Annotated in this window: 16 protein-coding genes; 1 reads left to right on the forward strand and 15 read right to left on the reverse strand. The window is 71.4% G+C overall.

The features are described 5' to 3' along the window. Positions 1–21 precede the first annotated feature (21 nt). The 7 genes from GKS42_RS06265 to GKS42_RS06295 all read right to left on the reverse strand — a co-directional run bounded on the left by GKS42_RS06265 (position 22) and on the right by GKS42_RS06295 (position 8,187). Positions 22–912, reverse strand: a complete 891-nt coding sequence (locus GKS42_RS06265; protein WP_154793059.1) for an aldehyde dehydrogenase family protein — start codon at positions 910–912, stop codon at positions 22–24. Then, positions 909–2,357, reverse strand: a complete 1,449-nt coding sequence (locus GKS42_RS06270; RefSeq protein WP_154793060.1) for an aldehyde dehydrogenase family protein — start codon at positions 2,355–2,357, stop codon at positions 909–911. The genes GKS42_RS06265 and GKS42_RS06270 overlap by 4 nt, the downstream gene beginning before the upstream one ends. A 10-nt stretch (positions 2,358–2,367) precedes the next feature. Further along, the gene (gene deoC / locus GKS42_RS06275) at positions 2,368–3,405 is read right to left on the reverse strand and encodes a deoxyribose-phosphate aldolase (RefSeq protein ID WP_154793061.1); all 1,038 of its coding nucleotides are present in this window, start codon (positions 3,403–3,405) and stop codon (positions 2,368–2,370) included. 78 nt (positions 3,406–3,483) lie between these two features. Continuing rightward, the gene (locus tag GKS42_RS06280; RefSeq protein ID WP_154793062.1) at positions 3,484–4,104 is read right to left on the reverse strand and encodes a CYTH domain-containing protein; all 621 of its coding nucleotides are present in this window, start codon (positions 4,102–4,104) and stop codon (positions 3,484–3,486) included. Positions 4,105–4,253: 149 nt separating this feature from the next. Then, positions 4,254–5,531 carry a threonine ammonia-lyase IlvA gene (gene ilvA / locus GKS42_RS06285; protein WP_154793063.1) on the reverse strand — a complete coding sequence of 426 codons (1,278 nt, stop codon included), beginning with the start codon at positions 5,529–5,531 and terminating at the stop codon, positions 4,254–4,256. Then, on the reverse strand, positions 5,528–7,309 hold the full coding sequence (locus GKS42_RS06290) for a phospho-sugar mutase (protein WP_154793064.1): 1,782 nt from the start codon (positions 7,307–7,309) through the stop codon (positions 5,528–5,530). The genes ilvA and GKS42_RS06290 overlap by 4 nt, the downstream gene beginning before the upstream one ends. After that, positions 7,309–8,187 (reverse strand): purine-nucleoside phosphorylase, encoded by an 879-nt coding sequence (locus tag GKS42_RS06295; protein WP_232847953.1) that lies wholly within the window; start codon positions 8,185–8,187, stop codon positions 7,309–7,311. The genes GKS42_RS06290 and GKS42_RS06295 overlap by 1 nt, the downstream gene beginning before the upstream one ends. A gap of 29 nt (positions 8,188–8,216) precedes the next feature. Here GKS42_RS06295 and GKS42_RS06300 point away from each other — a divergent pair, with 29 nt between their 5' ends. After that, entirely contained in the window at positions 8,217–9,683 is a 1,467-nt protein-coding gene (locus GKS42_RS06300; protein ID WP_154793066.1) for an NAD(P)H-quinone dehydrogenase, read from the forward strand. Positions 9,684–9,736: 53 nt separating this feature from the next. Here the strand turns inward: GKS42_RS06300 and GKS42_RS06305 are convergent, their stop codons facing one another. The 8 genes from GKS42_RS06305 to GKS42_RS06340 all read right to left on the reverse strand — a co-directional run bounded on the left by GKS42_RS06305 (position 9,737) and on the right by GKS42_RS06340 (position 18,441). Next, positions 9,737–10,462 (reverse strand): NADPH-dependent F420 reductase, encoded by a 726-nt coding sequence (locus tag GKS42_RS06305; RefSeq protein WP_232847954.1) that lies wholly within the window; start codon positions 10,460–10,462, stop codon positions 9,737–9,739. A gap of 138 nt (positions 10,463–10,600) precedes the next feature. Then, on the reverse strand, positions 10,601–11,320 hold the full coding sequence (locus tag GKS42_RS06310) for an ABC transporter ATP-binding protein (RefSeq protein ID WP_154793067.1): 720 nt from the start codon (positions 11,318–11,320) through the stop codon (positions 10,601–10,603). Next, positions 11,310–12,089 carry an ABC transporter ATP-binding protein gene (locus GKS42_RS06315; RefSeq protein ID WP_232848069.1) on the reverse strand — a complete coding sequence of 260 codons (780 nt, stop codon included), beginning with the start codon at positions 12,087–12,089 and terminating at the stop codon, positions 11,310–11,312. Before GKS42_RS06315 ends, GKS42_RS06310 begins: the two co-directional genes overlap by 11 nt. Positions 12,090–12,135: 46 nt before the next feature. Next, complete coding sequence (locus GKS42_RS06320; protein ID WP_154793069.1) at positions 12,136–13,353, reverse strand: branched-chain amino acid ABC transporter permease; 1,218 nt, start codon at positions 13,351–13,353, stop codon at positions 12,136–12,138. Next, positions 13,350–14,345 (reverse strand): branched-chain amino acid ABC transporter permease, encoded by a 996-nt coding sequence (locus tag GKS42_RS06325; protein WP_154793070.1) that lies wholly within the window; start codon positions 14,343–14,345, stop codon positions 13,350–13,352. Before GKS42_RS06325 ends, GKS42_RS06320 begins: the two co-directional genes overlap by 4 nt. Positions 14,346–14,459: 114 nt before the next feature. Then, complete coding sequence (locus GKS42_RS06330) at positions 14,460–15,614, reverse strand: branched-chain amino acid ABC transporter substrate-binding protein (RefSeq protein WP_154793071.1); 1,155 nt, start codon at positions 15,612–15,614, stop codon at positions 14,460–14,462. Between the two features lie 169 nt (positions 15,615–15,783). Further along, positions 15,784–17,250: a sugar porter family MFS transporter gene (locus GKS42_RS06335; protein ID WP_154793072.1), complete on the reverse strand. Its 1,467-nt coding sequence runs from the start codon at positions 17,248–17,250 to the stop codon at positions 15,784–15,786. Positions 17,251–17,373: 123 nt separating this feature from the next. Then, positions 17,374–18,441, reverse strand: coding sequence for a fatty acid desaturase family protein (locus GKS42_RS06340; protein ID WP_154793073.1), 1,068 nt, complete (start codon positions 18,439–18,441; stop codon positions 17,374–17,376). Between the last annotated feature and the right edge of the window lie 72 nt (positions 18,442–18,513).

Consider the following 18,513-nt stretch of genomic DNA (forward strand, 5'->3'; position numbering starts at 1 on the left):
GTGGTGGCGCCGAGCGCGTCCTCACATCCCCTTCGGGTGCCAGACCGTCTTCGTCTCGGTGTAGGCGAGGATCGCGTTCAGGGACTGGGCCTCGGCCCAGGAGTCCTCGTCGTCACCGGCCGGGCGGCGCACCCGCTTCACGGTGCCCGCGGCGTCGGCCTCGAGCTCGCCCCAGGTGATGCCGTCCGCGCCGAGCGCTCCGGCCACGTCGATGGCGTTGACGTCCATGTGCTTGGCCAGGTGCGGAGCGATCTCCGCGGTACGGCCGGTGATGATGTTCACCACGCCACCGGGCACGTCCGAGGTGGCGAGCACCTCGGCCAGGCTGATCGCGGGCAGCGGACGGTCCTCGGACGCGACGATCACGACGGTGTTCCCTGTGACGATCGCCGGTGCCAGCACCGACACCAGCCCGAGCAGCGAGGACGCCTGCGGCGCGATCACCGCGACCACGCCGGTCGGTTCGGGGGCGGACAGGTTGAAGTACGGCCCGGCCACCGGGTTCGCGTTGCCGGCCACCTGGGCGACCTTGTCCGACCAGCCCGCGTACCAGACCCACCGGTCGATCGCGGCGGAGACCACGTCCTGCGCGCGCCGTTCGGTCAGGCCCTCCCCGGCGGCGACGTCGGCGACGAACTGGGCCCGGCGGCCCTCGAGCAGCTCCGCGACGCGGTACAGGACCTGCCCGCGGTTGTACGCCGTCGCCCCGGCCCAACCGGGCTGCGCGGAGCGTGCCGCCCGAACGGCGTCCCGGGCGTCCTTGCGCGACCCCTGGGCGGCGTTCGCGAGGAACGCACCCTTCGCGCTCGTCACCTCGTACGTCCGGCCGGACTCCGAGCGCGGGAACGCGCCACCGATGAACAGCTTGTAGGTCTTGCGCACGTCGATCCGTGCGGGCGCCGTGGCCCTCATCGGGTGCTCCCCTCGATCAGGTAGGAGGCCAGGCCGTGCCGGCCGCCCTCCCGGCCGTAGCCGGACTCCTTGTACCCACCGAACGGGCTGGTGGGGTCGAACCTGTTGAACGTGTTCGCCCAGACCACGCCGGCGCGGAGCTTGTCCGCCATGGCCAGGATCCGCGAACCCTTCTCCGTCCAGATCCCGGCCGAGAGCCCGTACGGGGTGTTGTTCGCCTTCGCGACGGCCTCGGCGGGGGTGCGGAACGTCAGCACCGACAGGACCGGGCCGAAGATCTCCTCGCGGGCGATCCGGTGCGCCGCGGAGACGTCGGTGAACACCGTCGGCGCGAACCAGAAGCCCTGCTCGGGCAGGGCGCAGTCGGCGGTCCAGCGCACCGCGCCCTCCTCCTCGCCGGCCTTGGTCAGGTCCGTGATGCGGGCCAGCTGCGCGGCCGAGTTGATCGCGCCCACGTCCGTGTTCTTGTCCATCGGGTCCCCGACCCGGAGGGTGCCGAGCCTGGCCTTGAGCCGATCGACGACCTCCTCGGCGACCGACTCCTGGACCAGCAGGCGCGAGCCCGCGCAGCACACCTGGCCCTGGTTGAAGAAGATCCCGTTGACGATGCCCTCGATGGCCTGGTCGATCGGGGCGTCGTCGAAGACGATGTTCGCGGCCTTGCCGCCGAGCTCGAGGGTGGCGTGCTTGCGGGTGCCCGCGATCTCCTTGGCGATCCGCTTACCGACGGCGGTGGAGCCGGTGAAGGCGACCTTGTCCACACCCGGGTGGGCGACCACCGCCGCGCCGGTGGCCCCGGCCCCGGTGACGATGTTCACGACGCCCGGCGGCAGCTCGGCCTGGCGGAGCAGGTCCGCGAACAGCAGCGCCGTGAGCGGCGTGGTCTCGGCCGGCTTGAGCACCACGGTGTTCCCGGTGGCCAGCGCCGGTGCGATCTTCCACGCGAGCATCAGGAGCGGGAAGTTCCACGGGATCACCTGCCCGGCCACGCCGTGCGGGCGCGGCGACGGCCCGAAGCCGGCGTGGTCGAGCTTGTCCGCCCAGCCGGCGTAGTAGAAGAAGTGCGCGGCCGCCGTCGGCACGTCGACGTCCCGGGCCTCACGGATCGGCTTGCCGTTGTCCAGCACCTCGAGGACCGCGAACTCACGCGAACGCTCGGCCAGCAGCCGGGCGATCCGGAACAGGTACTTCGCCCGCTCCGCGCCGGGCATCGGTCCCCAGACCTTCTCCTGGGCGCGCCGGGCCGCACGGACGGCTCTGTCGACGTCGGACTCGTCGGCCACCGCGACGTCCGCGAGGGACTCCTCGGTGGCCGGATTGATCGTCTTCAGGGACCCACCGGACGCGGACTCGACGAACTCGCCGTCGATGAACAGCCCGTAGGAGGAGGCGATGTCGACGACGGCCCGGGACTCCGGGGCCGGTGCGTACTCGAAGCGTGGCATGGGGTGGTCCTCAGTCGATCGTCACGTAGTCGGGGCCGGAGTAGGCGCCGGTGGCCAGCTTCTGGCGTTGCAGGAGGACGTCGTTGAGCAGCGACGACGCCCCGAACCGGAAGTAGTCCGGGTCCAGCCAGGCCTCGCCGGCCACCTCGTTGACGGCGACCAGGTACTTGATCGCGTCCTTGGCGGTGCGGATGCCACCCGCGGGCTTGACGCCGACCTGCACCCCGGTGGTGGCCAGGAAGTCTCGGACCGCCTCGAGCATGACCACGGTGACCGGCAAGGTCGCGGCGGGGGAGACCTTTCCGGTGGAGGTCTTGATGAAGTCCGCCCCGGCGAGCATCGCGAGCCAGGAGGCGCGGCGCACGTTGTCATAGGTGGCCAGCTCACCGGTCTCGAGGATCACCTTCAGGTGCGCGGGTCGCTCGGCCTCGTGGCACACCTCGCGGACCGCGACGATGTCGTCGTAGACCTTGCGGTAGCGACCGGACAGGAACGCACCGCGGTCGATCACCATGTCGATCTCGTCGGCGCCCGCGGCGACGGCGTCCCGGGTGTCGGCCAGGCGCACGTCGCGCCCGGCGCGCCCGGACGGGAACGCGGTCGCCACCGCGGCCACGTGGATGCCCGAGGTCCCGACGGCCTCACGTGCCACCGTGACCATGTCGCCGTAGACGCAGACGGCGGCCGGTCGCGGGCACGTCGCATCGCCGGGTTCGGGGGTGCGGGCCTTCGCCACGAGGGAGCGCACCTTGCCGTCGGTGTCGGCGCCCTCGAGCGTGGTCAGGTCGATCATCGAGATCGTCAGGTCGAGGGCCCAGGCCTTCGCGCTGGTCTTGATCGAGCGGGTGCCCAACTGGGCCGCGCGCCCGTCGGCCCCGACCCGGTCCACGCCGGGCAGGCCCTGGAGGAACCGGCGCAGGCCGGCTTCGGAGAGGTCCGCGGTGCCGATCACCGCGGCCGCGTCGGCCGCCACCTGGTCGCCGGTCCGGTCCGCCGGGTGGGGCCCGTGCGCGGACTCGGACGACGGCGTCGTCACCGTTGAAGTCATAGCCGCGAGTCTACTGGCGTCCGGCATGCGGACGCTCCCGGTCCGTGCCCGCCCGGGACCGGCGTGCTCCGGCCCGGCTCAGGTCCGGTCGTTGTGGCCGAACTCCTGGAGGAACCGGGGACCAGTCGCGGCGAGCTCGCGCTCGAACTCGGCGGCCCACGTGCCGTAGGGCCGGCCGGCCAGGGACTCGTTGCCGAACCGTGGATCGTCGGAGACCTCGCTGACGCAGAACTCCGGGATGACCAGGTCCGTGACCGGGCCGTCGCGCTCCACCTCCGCCACCAGCAGCGGAGCGTTGGCGTCGAGGAACTCGTCGATGACCCAGCCGTCCCCGCCGAGCCACACGGCATGCCGGAACTTGACCACCAGGTGCCCGCCGCGGCGCACCATCTGTTCGGCGACGTGCGGGTCGAGCTCGCGCTCCGCCTCGTACCGGGTGCCGCCGTTCGCGGGGCCCTTGGCCGTCAGCGTGCAGAACGTGAATCGTCCCGAGAGGGCGTCCAGGAGTTCCGGACCGGTGCGGGGCAGGTTCGCGGTGGCCGGCATCTGCAACCTGATCCGCAGCGCGTATCCATCGGATGCGAGGAAGTAGCTCTGCACGATGACGTCCGGCGCCGGTTCGTCCAGCAGTGCGACGGGCAGTTCGCGGACGAGGAACTTCCGCTCGAACTCGAAGTCGCCGTACCCGGTGTCGCTCATGGTTCGAACCTACCGCGCCAGCGGCCGGATCCCGCCGATTCCGTGCCGAACGCGCCGACCGTCACGACGGGCGGCCCGATCGGCGGCCGAGCCGGGCCCGACGGCGCTGCGCACCCGCCGTCGGCGCCGCACCCTGGGCGGTCGCGGCCTCAGGCGAAGAACCGGAACAGCGGCGAGTCCGGGGCGATCACGCGGTAGGTGAGCCTTGAGGCGTCCATCCGGGCCAGCAGCGGCTCGTAGCCGTCCGCGGAGCCGAGCGTCAGCCCCACGAACGCCGGGCCCGTCTCCCGGTTCGAACGTTTCGTGTACTCGAACAGCGAGATGTCGTCGTCGGGTCCCAGCACCGAGTCCAGGAAGGCGCGCAGTGCTCCGGGCTCCTGTGGGAAGTCGACCACGAAGTAGTGCCGCAGGCCCTGGTGGACGAGCGAGCGCTCGACCACCTCGGCGTACCGCGAGATGTCGTTGTTCCCGCCGGAGAGCAGGCACACCACGGTGGACCCGGGCGCGACCTCCACCGTCGCCCCGGAGCCGACCGGCCCGACGGCGGCGAGCGCCAGGGCACCCGCGGGCTCGGTGATGATCCCCTCGGTCTGGTAGAGCTCCAGCATCTCGGTGCACACCCGGCCCTCGGCGATCTGGCGCACCGGAGCCCCCAGTGCGGCGACCACCGCGTAGCTGAGCGCGCCCACCCGGCGCACGGCGGCGCCGTCGACGAACGTGTCGATGTCCGCCAGGGTGACCGGCCCGCCGGCGGTCAGGGCCGCCGCCATCGACGCCGCCCCGGCCGGCTCGATCCCGACCACCCGGGTCGTCGGGCAGGCGTCCGCGAGGTAGGTGCCCATGCCGGCCAGCAGGCCGCCGCCACCCACCGGGATGACCACCACGTCCGGGCTGCGGCCGAGCTGGTCGTGGATCTCCTTGGCGACGGTGCCCTGCCCGATGATGGTGCGCGCGTCGTCGAAGGGGTGCACCTGCACGGCGCCGTCGGTGCGGGCGAACTGCGCCGCGGCAGCGGACGCCTCGTCGTAGGTGGAACCGGTGGACACGATCGTCACGTAGTCACCGCCGAGGGAGGCGATCCGGTCCAGCTTCTGCCGCGGGGTGGTCCGCGGCACGTAGATCCGGCCCCGGATCCGGAGCTCCTGGCACGCCTTCGCGACCCCCTGGGCGTGGTTCCCGGCGCTCGCGCACACCACCCCCCGCTCCCGCTCGTCGGCGTCCAGCCGCAGCATCAGGTTGAACGCCCCGCGCACCTTGTAGGACCGCACCGTCTGCAGGTCCTCGCGCTTGAGCAGCACCGTCGCGCCGGTGGCCACGCTCATCCGCTCCCAGCGTTGCAGTGGGGTGCGGTGCACCGCGTGCTGGATGCGCTGGGCCGCCTCCCGCACCCCGGTCGCAGTGACCGAGTCGGCCGCGACGTCGCTCATGCGGGAATGACCAGCCCGGCGGCCGCGGCGATGTCCGCCTTCAGGAGCTCCAGGCGGCTCGCCGCCCGCGCGCGGACGGGACCGAGATCCTCGCCGGGCGCCACCGTCTCGATCACCTCGAGGTAGCACTTGAGCTTCGGCTCGGTGCCGCTCGGCCGCACGATGACGCGGTCGTTCGACTCGGTCAGGTAGAGCAGCCCGTCCGTGGGCGGCAGGTCGGCGCTGCCCACGGCGAGGTCCACGACCTCGGCGACGGCGGATCCCGCCAGGGTGGTCGGCGGCGCCGTGCGGAGCCGGTCCTGGGCGGCGGCGATGAGGCCGGGGTCCTCGACCCGGACGGACAGCGGCGCCGTCGCGTGCAGGCCGTGGCGGCGGGCCAGGTCGTCGAGCACGTCGGTGAGCGTGCGTCCGTGGGCGCGCAGGTCCGCGGCCAGTGCCGCGATCCGGACCGCCGCGGTGATCCCGTCCTTGTCGCGCACGGCTGCCGGGTCGGTGCAGTAGCCGAGGGCCTCCTCGTAGCCGAAGACGAGTCCGTCCACCCGGCTGATCCACTTGAAGCCGGTGAGTGTGGCCCGGTGCGCGAGCCCATGGTGCGCAGCGATCGCCGCCAGCAACCGGGAGGACACGATCGAGTTCGCCAGCACGCCCGGACCGGACGCGCCGTCCGTTGCCCGGCCAGCTGTGGCTGCCGTGTGGCAGGCCACCGCCTGCTCCCCGAGCAGGGCACCGACCTCGTCGCCGGTGAGCTGACGCCAGCCGGTGGTAGCGGCGGCGTCGGGAACCGCCACCGAGCAGCGGTCGGCGTCCGGGTCGTTGGCGATGATCAGGTCCGCGCCCACCCGGGCCGCGGTGGCGAAGGCGAGGTCGAGCGCGCCGGGCTCCTCCGGGTTCGGGAACGCCACGGTCGGGAACGTCGGGTCGGGGTCGGCCTGTTCGGCCACGAGCGTGACGTCCGCGAAGCCCGCCTGCGCCAGCACCCGCCCGGCGAGGGCGCCACCCACGCCATGCAGCGGGGTGAGGACGATGCGCAGATCGCGAGGGACGCCGTCGGGCACCAGGGCCGTGGCCCTGGCGGCGTACGCGTCGACGATGTCGCTGCCGATGACCTCGCGGACGCCGCCGGCCGCGGCGGCGTCGGCCGCCGACCGGGGGACCGACACGACGGAGGGCACCAGCGCGATCCGGGCGGAGATCTCCGCGTCCGCGGGCGGCACGATCTGGGCGCCCTGCCCGGCATCGGTGACGACCCGGCCACCGAGATAGACCTTGTACCCGTTGTCCTGGGGTGGGTTGTGGGAGGCGGTGACCATCACGCCGGCGTCGGCGTCGAGGTGCCGCACCGCGAATGCCAGGACCGGGGTGGGCAGCGCCGCAGGCAGCAGGTAGGCGTGCCCGCCGGCGGCGGCAACCACATCCGCGGTATCCGCGGCGAAGTCGCTGGAGCCGAACCGGGCGTCGTAACCGATGACGACGCGAGGGGCGGGGCCGAGGGGACCGAGGGCGTCGGTGAGGTAGCGCACCAGGCCGGCCGCGGCCCGGATCACCACGGCCCGGTTCATCCGGTGCGGGCCGGCGCCGAGGGCACCCCGCAGCCCGGCGGTGCCGAACTCCAGCGGCCCGGAGAACCGGTCCGCGAGCTCGGCCAGGGCATCCCGCTGCTCGCCGGCGCTGAACCCGTCGCCGAGGGCGACCTCGAGCAGTTCCCGCAGCTCGTCCGTGGTGGCCGGGTCCGGATCGTCGTCGATCCACGCGCGGGTGGCCGCGAGCAGGTCGCTCATCACGCGATCCTGCGGACGATCTCGGCCAGCAGGGCGCCGAGTCGCGGACCGGCGGCGGCGCCGGCGTCGAGGACCTCCGCATGGGACAGCGGGATCGGTGAGATGCCGGCGGCCAGGTTCGTGACCAGCGAGATCCCGAGGACCTCCAGCCCGGCATGCCGGGCCGCGATCGCCTCCAGCGCGGTGGACATGCCGACCAGGTCGCCGCCGAGCCGCTTGACCATCGCCACCTCGGCGGGGGTCTCGTAGTGCGGGCCGCGGAACTGGGTGTAGATGCCCTCGTCGAGGGTGCCGTCCACGGACCTCGCCACCTCGCGCAGGCGGGCGGAGTAGAGGTCGGTGAGGTCCACGAACGTCGGGCCCTCGAGCGGTGAGGCGCCGGTGAGGTTGAGGTGGTCGCTGATCAGCACGGGCGTGCCCGGAACCCACTCACGGTGCAGCCCGCCGCACCCGTTCGTGAGCACGATCGTGTGGGCACCGGCGGCTGCGGCCGTGCGTGCCCCGTGCGCGACCCGTCGCACGCCACGACCCTCGTAGTAGTGCGTCCGGGCGCCGAGCACCAGGGCGTGGCGGATCTCACCGTCGGCGCCGGTGAACCGCACCGTGCGGAGGGTGCCGGCGTGCCCGGCCACCCCGGACCGGGAGAAGCCGGGAATGTCCTCGGCGGTGAATTCGGCAACGGTCTCGCCGAGCACGTCCGCCGCTCCACCCCAGCCGGATCCGAGGACCAGGGCGACGTCATGATGGGGCACGCCGCTGCGGGCGGTGATCGCCGCGGCGGCGGCCGCAGCCGCATCGAACGGATCGGTCGCCGGGTCGTCCAGGTCGGTGCCAGGGCCGGGATCGGGGGAGGTCACGGGGGCTTCGGTACTGCTCACGGTGCCGAACCTACCTGCGTCACGGCACAATGTCCCACGTGACGAGCACTCCGACTTCGCCCACGACCACCGAGCCCGCGTCCGGAGTCGGGAGGTCATCGACCCGCGAGGGCTCCCGGGTGGTGGTCATCGGCGGCGGCCCGGGGGGCTACGAGGCCGCGCTCGTGGCCCGGCAGCTCGGCGCCGAGGTCACCGTGGTGGAGCGGCAGGGCATGGGTGGTTCCGCGGTCCTGACCGACGTGGTGCCCTCCAAGACCCTGATCGCCACCGCGGAGTGGATGACGGTCACCGAGGAGGCCGCGGACCTGGGGATCCGCCCCACCGGTGGCCACGCGGGCTCCTTCGAAGCGGACTTCGCGACCGTCGACGCCCGCGTGCTGAACCTCGCGAAGGCGCAGTCGGCGGACATCCGCACCCGCCTGGAACGCGAGGGCGTGGCCCTGGTGGACGGCGAAGGGCGCATGGACGGCCCGAGCGCGGTGATCGCGAGCACGAGCTACGGCGAGCAGCGGCTCCCCGCGGACGTGGTGCTGCTCGCCACCGGCGCCCGGCCCCGGGTGCTGCCGACGGCCGTGCCCGACGGCGAACGTATCCTGAACTGGACCCAGCTCTACCAGCTGACCGAGGTGCCCGAGCGGCTGATCGTGGTGGGCTCGGGCGTCACCGGCGCCGAGTTCGCCGGTGCCTACAACGGCCTCGGTGCCGACGTGGTCCTGGTCTCCAGCCGGGACCGGGTGTTGCCGGGGGAGGACCCGGACGCCGCCGAGCTCATCGAGACCGTGTTCAAGCGGCGTGGCATGGAGGTGCTCTCGCGCTCGCGGGCCGCCGGAGCCCGCCGCGTCGGCGACGGCGTCGAGGTGGACCTCGCGGACGGACGCGTCGTGCAGGGCTCGCACTGCCTCATCGCCGTCGGGGCCGTCCCGAACACCGAGGGCCTGGAACTGGAGGGCGCCGGGGTGAAGGTGAGCGAGTCCGGCCACATCCAGGTGGACCGGGTCTCCCGGACCACGGCCCGGGGCGTCTACGCGGCCGGCGACTGCACCGGGGTGCTCGCCCTGGCCTCGGTCGCGGCCATGCAGGGCCGGATCGCCATGTGGCACTCCCTCGGCGACGCCGTCTCCCCGCTCGACCTGAGCCAGGTCTCCGCGAACGTCTTCACGGCCCCGGAGATCGCGACGGTGGGCATCCCCGAGCACCGGATCACCTCCGGCGAGGTGCGCGGCGCGATCACCACGCTGCCGTTGGCCCGGAACCCGCGCGCGAAGATGCTCGGCATCCGCGAGGGCTTCGTGAAGATGTTCTCCCACCGTGCCTCGGGCCTGGTCATCGGCGGTGTGGTGGTGGGACCGCGGGCCAGCGAACTGATCTTCCCGATCACCCTCGCGATCAGCAACCGGCTGACCGTGGACCAGGTGTCCAGCGCGTTCACGGTCTACCCGTCGCTGTCCGGCAGCATCGCGGAGGCCGCGCGCACGCTGCACGACGCCCGCGGCTGACGGGACCCACCGGGCCCAGTGGTGCAGCCTCCTCTGCTGGCCGGTCGAAGGTCTCAGTGCCCGACGGCGGCCGGCGCCTCGCGCAGGAGCGTCGCCAGGGTGGTGGCGTCGTGGCTCCCGTTGAAGATCGGCGTGCCAGGCTGCAGGTGCACGCCGGCGGCGAGGCCGCCGGCGTCGACCGGGTCGAAGCCGAGCCGATCCACGAATCCGCGCACGAGCGCCGTGGCGTCGGCGTCGTCGCCGGCGACGCCGAGGGCGCGCCGGGCCGGGGCGCCGGCCGGCAGACCCTGTTCCTCGAGCTCGTGGTAGCCGATGTGGTTGAGCGTCTTGACGACCGCCGAGTGGCTCAGGTGGCGGGCCACCACCTCCGACGTGCTCGGCGCGGCCTCGAGTTCGGGGTTGCGGCCGTCGGTGCTCGGCCAGTAGTTCATGGCGTCCACGACGACCTTGCCGGCGAGGGTGTCACCGTCGAGCGTGGCGTGTTTGCCCAGCGGCAGGGCCAGGACGACGAGGTCGGCGGACGCGACCGCGTCGGCCGCCGTGCTCGTGTCCGCGCCCGGCGCCATGATCTGCGCGATCAGGTCGATGAGCGCGGGATCGCCGGACGCGGCCAGCCGCACCCGGTAGCCGGCCCGCATCGCCACCCGGGCGATGGCCGTGCCCACCCGGCCGGCACCGAGCACCGCGATGGTGCCCGGCCCGCTCCCGGCGCCGGCGTCGTCCAGCGCGCCAGGGCTGCCGTCGTCGGGCAGGTCGGCGGACGGGACGTGGTCTGTCACGGGGCAACTCCGGGTCGGCAGCGGATACGCCTCAATCAACGCTTCCGACGGCGGGGACTATTCCGCCAGCGTGACCGGGGCGCCGCCGACCCCGGCGGACCCACTCGCCGAACCCCGGCCAAGGGGGTGGGCGGCCGTCTAGCTGTCGCCGCCGAGGTAGGCCGCCCGGACCGCGGCGTCCCCGGCGAGCTCGGCGCCGGTGCCGGATCGGACGATCTCGCCGGTCTCCAGCAGATAGGCGTGGTCCGCGCGCCGCAGGGCCTGGGCCGCGTTCTGCTCGACGAGCAGCACCGTCGTGCCCTGGGAGTTGATCTCCTCGATGATCCGGAAGATCTGGTGGATCAGCTTCGGCGCGAGCCCCATCGAGGGCTCGTCGAGCAGCAGCAGCCGTGGCTGCGCCATCAGAGCGCGGCCGATCGCCAGCATCTGCTGCTCGCCACCCGACAGGTTGCCCGCCGGCTGCTTGATCCGTTCCTGTAGCCGCGGGAACAACGTGAGCACGCGCTCGAAGTCGGGTGCGAGCGCCGCCGTGCTGCGGTTGCGCCGCACGTACGCGCCCATCTCGAGGTTCTCGCGCACGGTCATCCCCGGGAAGATCCCGCGGCCCTCGGGCGACTGGCTGATGCCCATCTGCACGCGTCTGTCGGGAGAGACCTTCGCGAGGTCCTTCCCGTCGTACAGGACCGAGCCGGCCCGGATCTTGCGCAGCCCCGAGATGGTCTTGAGCGTGGTGCTCTTGCCGGCCCCGTTCGCGCCGATGAGGGTCACGACGGTGCCCTCGGGGACGTCGAAGCTGAGGTCGCGGATCGCCTCGATGTGCCCGTAGTTGACCGACAGGTCGCGAACCTCAAGAAGCATCGTCGATCTCCTCCTCGTCCTCGTCCTCGTCGACCCCGAGGTAGGCGGCGATCACGGCTGGGTCGTTCTGCACGTCGGTGGGCGTGCCATCGGCGATCTTGCGCCCGAACTCCAGCACGACGACGCGGTCGACGGCGCCCATCACGAGCCGCATGTCGTGCTCGATGAGCAGGACCGTGAGCCCTCGGTCACGGATGCTGCGGATCAGCTCCATCAGCGCCTGCTTCTCGGAGGGGTTGAAGCCCGCGGCAGGCTCGTCGAGGCACAGCAGTTTGGGCCGCGTGGCCATCGCGCGTGCGATCTCAAGACGCCGTTGATCGCCGTAGGAGAGGTTGCCGGCCAGTTCGTCGGCGCGGCCGCGCACGCCCACGAAGTCCAGCAGCTCGTGTGCGATCTCCCGTCCGGCGGCTTCCTCGCGTCGGTATCTGGGGAGCCCGAGCAGTGCGGCGATCGGGCCGGTACTGTGCTGCGCGTCGGCGCCGACCATCACGTTCTCGAACGCCGTCATCGCCTTGAACAGGCGAATGTTCTGGAAGGTCCGAGCCATGCCTCGCTTCGCGATCCGGTACCGCTTCATGCCCGAGGTGACCTCGCCGTCGAACGTCACGGTCCCCTGGGTCGGTTGGTAGATCCCCGTCATCACGTTGAACGCGGTGGTCTTGCCCGCTCCGTTGGGCCCGATGAGGCCGAGGATCTCGCCGCGGTCGATGTGGAAGTCGACGGCGTCGAGTGCCGTCACACCGCCGAACCGCAGCGTCACCTCGTTCATCGAGAGCAGGGCGTCGCCGGCCGGGGCCGGGTCCGGCGCAGCTGCCTCAGCCACGGTCCTCCCCCTTCTCTTCGCGCGGGGCCACGCCCGCGTCCGTACCGTCGCTCGCGTCCGCGCCGTCGCCCGCCACGGCGGCATCGCTCGTCTCCAGCGCCTCGATCGCCTCTTCCATCTTCTGTGCTCGCACGGTGCGCCGTGGTGGCAGCAGACCCTGCGGCCGGTAGGTCGCGAGCACCACCAGGGCGATGCCGAACACGAGCACCCGCCATTGCTCGAAGCCACGGAACCGCTCCGGCAGGTAGGCCACGACGATCGCGCCGAGCAGCACGCCCCACCGGTTCCCCTGGCCACCGACCACCACCGCGGAGATGAACAGGATCGACAGGAGCAACGTGAACGTCTCCGGGTTGATGAATCCCTGTCGCCCCGCGAACAACGCACCCGCGATGCCACCGACGAACGCACCGAGCGCGAACGCGAGCAGCTTGAACCGGAAGGTGGGCACCCCCATCAGCTCGGCGGCGTCCTCGTCCTCGCGGGTGGCTTCCCAGGCGCGGCCCACCCGCGAGTTCTTGACCCGCCGGTCGGCCAGCATGATGAGGATGACGAAGGTGAGTGCGAGCCAGTAGTACGGCGTGATGTCCAGCACCCCGAACACCAGGAACGTGCTGGTGTTGTCGAGGTCCACCAGTGGCACACCGGTGCTCCAGTCGAGGTGCGGCAGCTCGAACAGCGGGATGCTGGGCGGTCTCGCGATTCCGGAGATGCCGGGAGCGCCCCCCAACCACTCCTGGTTGATGAGGTTGAGCCGCACGATCTCGCCGAATCCGAGCGTCACGATCGCCAGGTAGTCGCCGCGGACCCGCAGCGTCGGCCACCCCAGCAGTACGCCGGAGACCATCGTGATGATGATCGCGGCCGGCAGGCTGGCCAACCACGTCCAGGTCGCATGCTCCGACGTCAGGATGCCCACCGTGTAGGCACCGATCGCGTAGAAACCCACGTAGCCGAGGTCGAGCAGGCCAGCGTAGCCGACCACGATGTTGAGCCCGAGCGCGATGAGCGCGTAGACGGCCACGGTGAAGAGCACGCCGCTGAAGTCGGTGCCGGGCGGGCTGATGAACGGCGGGTTGAGCAGCGGCAGCAGGTAGCAGAACAGTGCGAGCGCGACGAGCAGCAGGATCTGGCCCCAGCGCGGCATCGCCCGCATGCGCTCGCGCAGGCCGATCCTACGGCGGCGGGGGCGCACCGCATTCGTGCTCATGCGCGTGCCTTTCCGAGTGACTCACCGAGCAGGCCCGTCGGTCGGAAGAGCAGCACGAGCACCAGCACCGCGAAGGCGACCACCTCACGCCACTCGCTGCCGAACAGTCCGGCACCGAGGTTCTCGGCCACCCCGAGGACGAGCCCGCCGAACAGGGCGCCGCGCAGGTTGCCGATGCCGCCGAGCACGGCGGCGGTGAATGCCTTGACGCCGAGCAGGAAGCCCGCGTTGTACCGCGTGATCCCCACCTGCAGCATGTAGAGGGTCGCGGCGGCACCCGCCAGCAGCCCACCGATCAGGAACGTCACCTGAATCACCCGGGTGCTGTTGACGCCCATCAGCGATGACGTCTCTGGGTCCTGGGCCACGGCGCGGATGCCACGCCCGATCCGGGTGCGCCGGACGAACTGGTCGACCAGCACCATCATGACCACCGCTGAGGCCACGATGATGATGTCCCGGTTCGTCACGCCGTGGCCGAGGATCTCGAACTGCACGGTCGGCGTGCGGTCGACCGGCATGCCGACGTTCTCCCGGGACCTGGCCACGTAGCGGTCGAACTCGTCGTCCAGCCCGAGCGCCGCCATGATCGGCCCGCGCAGCCCCATGATCTCCGCGAGCACGAACGAGGCGCCGATCGCGGAGATCAGTGCCACGAGCCGCGGCGCGCCGCGTTTGAGGAGGGGCCGGTAGGCCACGCGTTCCAGCAGCAGGGCCACCCCACCGGAGGTGATCATCGCGACCACCATCGCGAACGCGAGCGAGCCGACCAGCGCCAGGCCGGTCGTCTCGGCGTCGGCGCCGATCAGATAGAGCGCCCACACGGTCGCGAAGGTGCCGAACATGAACACCTCGGAGTGCGCGAAGTTGATGAGCTGCAGCACCCCGTAGACCATCGTGTAGCCAAGGGCGACCAGCGCGTAGAGCGAGCCGAACACCAGGCCGCCGATGAACAGGGACGTGAAGTTGTCGAGGACGTACTGGAGTTGCACGGACGGGTCTCCTCGCGGGACGTGGGCCGACCGTCGCCGGCCGAGGTCTGAGCGACCCCGGCCGGCGTCGGTACCCGAGCAGATGGCAGGGGCGGCACCGCCCCGACCGTGGCGCTACTGCTCGATCGGCACGCCCTGCTGGATCTCGCCGCCCTCGACCGGGTACTGGTAGACCACGACCTCGGCGACCTCACCGGTCTCGTCGAACGTGATGTGCTTGGTGATCCCCTCAGCGTCGTAGTTGTTCACCCACTCCAGCAGCGAGGGCCGGTCGGTGTTCCCGTCGAGGATGCCCTGCAGCAGGATGTTCATCGCGTCGAAGCCCTCGGTCGAGTACGTGCCGGGGGCCTGGCCCGCGGACGCCTCGTAGGCCGTGGCGAACTCCTCGTCGGCCGGAGCGCACGGGCAGGTCAGCACGGCGCCCTCAGCGGCGCCGCCGGCCGCCTCCACGAACGCCGGGTCCAGCGTGCCGTCACCCGACATGAACAGGCCCTCCCAGCCGCCCGAGCGCAGCTGGTTGACCAACACCGACGCCTCGGCGTAGTAGCCGGCGAAGTACAGCGAGTCGGCGCCCGAGGCGTTGACCGCGGTCACGACCGGGCCCATGTCGGTCTGGCCGACCTGGATGCTCTCGGTACCGACCACGAGGTCGCCGAGCGACTCGACGACCCCGGCACCGAGACCGGCGCCGTACTCCGAGGAGTCGTCCACCACGAACACGCCTTCGGCGTTCGCGGTCCCGGTCAGGTAGGCCGCGACGGCGGGCGCCTGGGTAGCGTCGTTGCCGATGATCCGGTGGAACGTGTCCCAGCCGTTCAGCGCCAGGTCGGGGTTGGTCGCCGACGGCGACACCGTGACCAGGCCCGCCTCGGCGAACACGGCGCCGGTGGCCGCGGTCTCACCGGAGAACGTCGGGCCGACGACTCCGATGATGTCGGCGTTGCCGACGATCTCCGAGACCAGCGGGCTCGCCGCTGCCGGGTCGCCCTGCGAGTCGAACTCCTCGAGCGTGATGTCGCAGTCAGGGTTCGCTTCCTGGAACTGCTCCAGCGCCAGGTTCGAACCGTTGACGATGTTGATACCGAGGTTCGCGGCTGGGCCGGTCAGCGGGCCGACGTAGGCGATGACACCGACGCAGTCGCCGCCGCCTTCACCGTCGTCGGTGCCTTCGCCCTCGGTGCCGCCACCGGTTGTGCCGCACGCGGCAAGCGCGACGCCGACTGCCGCAAGAAGGCCAGCGGTACGCCAGATAGTCGTGGATCGAGACATTCGGGTCCTCCGCGGGAGGTGGGAGCCGGGCATCATTACCCGACTTGTTGGTGCCCTGGAACCTAGCACCGGGAGTCAAGGTCAGCACCCCTGACCTGCGCAGAAGTTACACATTGGTAACGCGACCGGGCCGGAGCAGGAAGTCCGGCCGGGCCTGCGGTGGTGGGCCTCAGGTCGCCTGGATGCGTCCGCGACGCACCACGAGGTTCTCGTCCATGTCCTCCAACTCCCGTCCCTTCGTCTCGGGGATCTTGAACCAGACGAAGAAGAACGAGAGCACGGCCATCACGGCGTAGATGCCGTACGCGAGGGTGAGGCCCACATCGGCCAGCGCCGGGAACGTGGTCGAGACGAGGAAGTTCGCAGCCCACTGTGCCGCTGCCGCGACAGCCAGCGCACCGGCGCGGATGGAGTTCGGGAAGATCTCGCCGAGCAGCACCCACACGAGCGGTCCCCAGGTGGCGCCGAACGCGACCACGAAGACGTTCGCCGCGACCAGTGCCACCGTGGACCAGGGCGCCGTGAGCTCCGCCGTGGTGGTGCCGTCACCGGCATCCACGATGGTGGCGAACGAGAACGCCACCGCCATCAGGCCGAGGGACAGGGCCATCCCGACCGAGCCGACCAGCAACATCGGGCGCCGCCCCACCCGGTCCACCAGCAGGATGGCCACGATCGTGACCAGGATGTTCGTGACGGAGGTGATCACCGTGATGGTCAGCGCGTCGGACTCCCCGAAGCCGACCGATCGCCACAGCGTCGTGGAGTAGTAGAAGATCACGTTGATCCCGACGAACTGCTGGAACACCGAGAGCAGGATGCCGACCCAGACGATCGGCTTGAGTCCGAGCCGGTGCCCGCGGAGGTCGCTCAGGGACTCCTTCTTCTCCTGGTTCAGGGTCTTCTTGATCTCTTCGATCTTGAGGTTGACCTCGACGACGCCGGTGAAGTCGTGCAGCACGGCCGAGGCCCTGTCGTACTCGCCGCGGGCCACCAGGAACCGTGGCGACTCGGGCAGGCGCAGCGCGAACACGCCGTAGAGCACTGCGGGGATGGCCTCCGCCATGAACATCCAGCGCCACGCCGCCTGCCCGAACCACAGCTCCTCGGCGGCGCCACCCGCGGTGTTCGCGAGCAGTGCGTCGGAGAGCAGTGCCACGAAGATGCCGGTGACGATCGCGAGCTGCTGGAGCGAACCGAGGCGGCCCCGGACACGGGCCGGGGAGACCTCGGCGATGTAGGCGGGAGCGATCACCGAGGCAGCGCCGACGCCGAAGCCACCGATCACGCGCCAGATGATCAGGTCGAACACTCCGAACGCGAGGCCGGAGCCGATCGCCGAGACCAGGAACAGTGCGGCTGCGATCAGCATCACCGGGACCCGCCCGAGCCTGTTCGCGACCGGCCCGGCGAACCAGGCGCCGATGGCGCACCCGATGAGCGCGGAGGAGACCGCGAACCCCTTCAGTCCGGCGCCGAGGTCGAACTCGCCGGCGAGCGCGTCGACGGCGCCGTTGATGACCGCGGTGTCGAAGCCGAACAGGAAACCCCCGACGGCCGCGGCGATGCAGATCCCGATGATCCGGGCGTTCAGCCGGCTCACCGCGGGTGTGTCACCGTGCTCACTCGCTGACATGTGGCCCTCCCCATCGGACCAGGCACGGCGCGTGTTCGCTCCGGTCTCGCCCGGTTCCCTCGCTCCCCGCAGGCTAGGGCAGATGGTGGGGTGCCGCGCGGTGTGACGCCGCGTGGGACCGGCTCACCGCGTCCGGAACTGCGCCGTCACCGGGCACTCGAACGGGTCCATCCGGCCCAGGCCGACGTCGTTGAGGTAGCGCACCACGATCCGGTACGACCCGAGCAGGGTGGTCTCGGTGTACGTGATCCCCAGGGCCGCGCAGTACGCGCGGACCATCGGCTTCGCGCGGCGCAGACTCGGGCGGGGCATGCTCGGGAACAGGTGGTGCTCGATCTGGTGGTTCAGCCCGCCCATCGCCACGTCCACCACGCGGGAGCCGGAGATGTTGCGGGACATGAGCACCTGACGGCGCAGGAAGTCGATCCGGGCATCCGCCGGGACGAGTGGCATCCCCTTGTGGTTCGGCGCGAACGTGGCGCCCATGTAGAAGCCGAACACGGCGAGCTGGACGGCCACGAACGCCACGCCCATGCCGACGGGCAGGACCCAGAACACGACGGACAGGTACCCGATGATCCGGACCAGCAGGAACGTGATCTCGACGGCACGGTGCTTGACGGGCTCACGTCCGAACACGGTACGGATCGCCGTCACGTGCAGCGCCAGGCCCTCCAGGGTGATCAGTGGGAAGAAGAGCCAGCCCTGCCGACGGACGAACCACGCGGCGAAGCCGCGGCGGGTGGGCACGTCCGCGGGGATGAACACCAGCGCGCCGGTCCCGATGTCCGGGTCGGCCCCGATCTGGTTCGGCTTCGCGTGGTGGCGCGTGTGCTTGCGCTGCCACCAGCCGTGGCTCAACCCGACGAACAGGTCCGAGATCACCAGCGCCGCCCAGTCGTTCGCCCGGCCGGACGAGAAGATCTGCCGGTGCGCGGCGTCGTGGGAGAGGTACGCGGTCTGGGTCAGCAGTACGCCGACCCCGACGGCGAGTGCGAGCTGCCACCAGGACGAACCGATGGTCACGAACGCCCAGCCGGCCACCAGGTACGCCACCAGCAGTCCGGACATCTTCGCGGCGTAGTACAGCGGACGACGACGCATCAGGCCGGCCTCCCGGACCTGGCGGGCCAGTTCGTGATAGTCGCTGGTCGGTCGAACACGTGGGCGGGCGGGGACTGCGACTGTCATGGCGATCCGTTCGGGGTCAGGGCGCACGGCCGAGGACGGGGTGTGTCTCCAGCCTCCGCGGACTGCCACCGC

This window comes from Occultella kanbiaonis (assembly GCF_009708215.1).
GTDB classification, from domain to species: Bacteria; Actinomycetota; Actinomycetes; order Actinomycetales; family Beutenbergiaceae; genus Occultella; species Occultella kanbiaonis.

What these genes read in the sequence shown, in the direction of transcription:
- GKS42_RS06290 (WP_154793064.1), bottom strand. Translation starts at nt 7,309, where the DNA reads ATGAGCGACCTGCTCGCGGCCACCCGCGCGTGGATCGACGACGATCCG.
- GKS42_RS06340 (WP_154793073.1), bottom strand. Translation starts at nt 18,441, where the DNA reads ATGACAGTCGCAGTCCCCGCCCGCCCACGTGTTCGACCGACCAGCGAC.
- GKS42_RS06270 (WP_154793060.1), bottom strand. Translation starts at nt 2,357, where the DNA reads ATGCCACGCTTCGAGTACGCACCGGCCCCGGAGTCCCGGGCCGTCGTC.
- deoC (WP_154793061.1), bottom strand. Translation starts at nt 3,405, where the DNA reads ATGACTTCAACGGTGACGACGCCGTCGTCCGAGTCCGCGCACGGGCCC.
- GKS42_RS06280 (WP_154793062.1), bottom strand. Translation starts at nt 4,104, where the DNA reads ATGAGCGACACCGGGTACGGCGACTTCGAGTTCGAGCGGAAGTTCCTC.
- GKS42_RS06265 (WP_154793059.1), bottom strand. Translation starts at nt 912, where the DNA reads ATGAGGGCCACGGCGCCCGCACGGATCGACGTGCGCAAGACCTACAAG.
- GKS42_RS06300 (WP_154793066.1), top strand. Translation starts at nt 8,217, where the DNA reads ATGTCCCACGTGACGAGCACTCCGACTTCGCCCACGACCACCGAGCCC.
- GKS42_RS06315 (WP_232848069.1), bottom strand. Translation starts at nt 12,089, where the DNA reads ATGAACGAGGTGACGCTGCGGTTCGGCGGTGTGACGGCACTCGACGCC.
- GKS42_RS06310 (WP_154793067.1), bottom strand. Translation starts at nt 11,320, where the DNA reads ATGCTTCTTGAGGTTCGCGACCTGTCGGTCAACTACGGGCACATCGAG.
- GKS42_RS06330 (WP_154793071.1), bottom strand. Translation starts at nt 15,614, where the DNA reads ATGTCTCGATCCACGACTATCTGGCGTACCGCTGGCCTTCTTGCGGCA.
- GKS42_RS06320 (WP_154793069.1), bottom strand. Translation starts at nt 13,353, where the DNA reads ATGAGCACGAATGCGGTGCGCCCCCGCCGCCGTAGGATCGGCCTGCGC.
- GKS42_RS06335 (WP_154793072.1), bottom strand. Translation starts at nt 17,250, where the DNA reads ATGTCAGCGAGTGAGCACGGTGACACACCCGCGGTGAGCCGGCTGAAC.
- ilvA (WP_154793063.1), bottom strand. Translation starts at nt 5,531, where the DNA reads ATGAGCGACGTCGCGGCCGACTCGGTCACTGCGACCGGGGTGCGGGAG.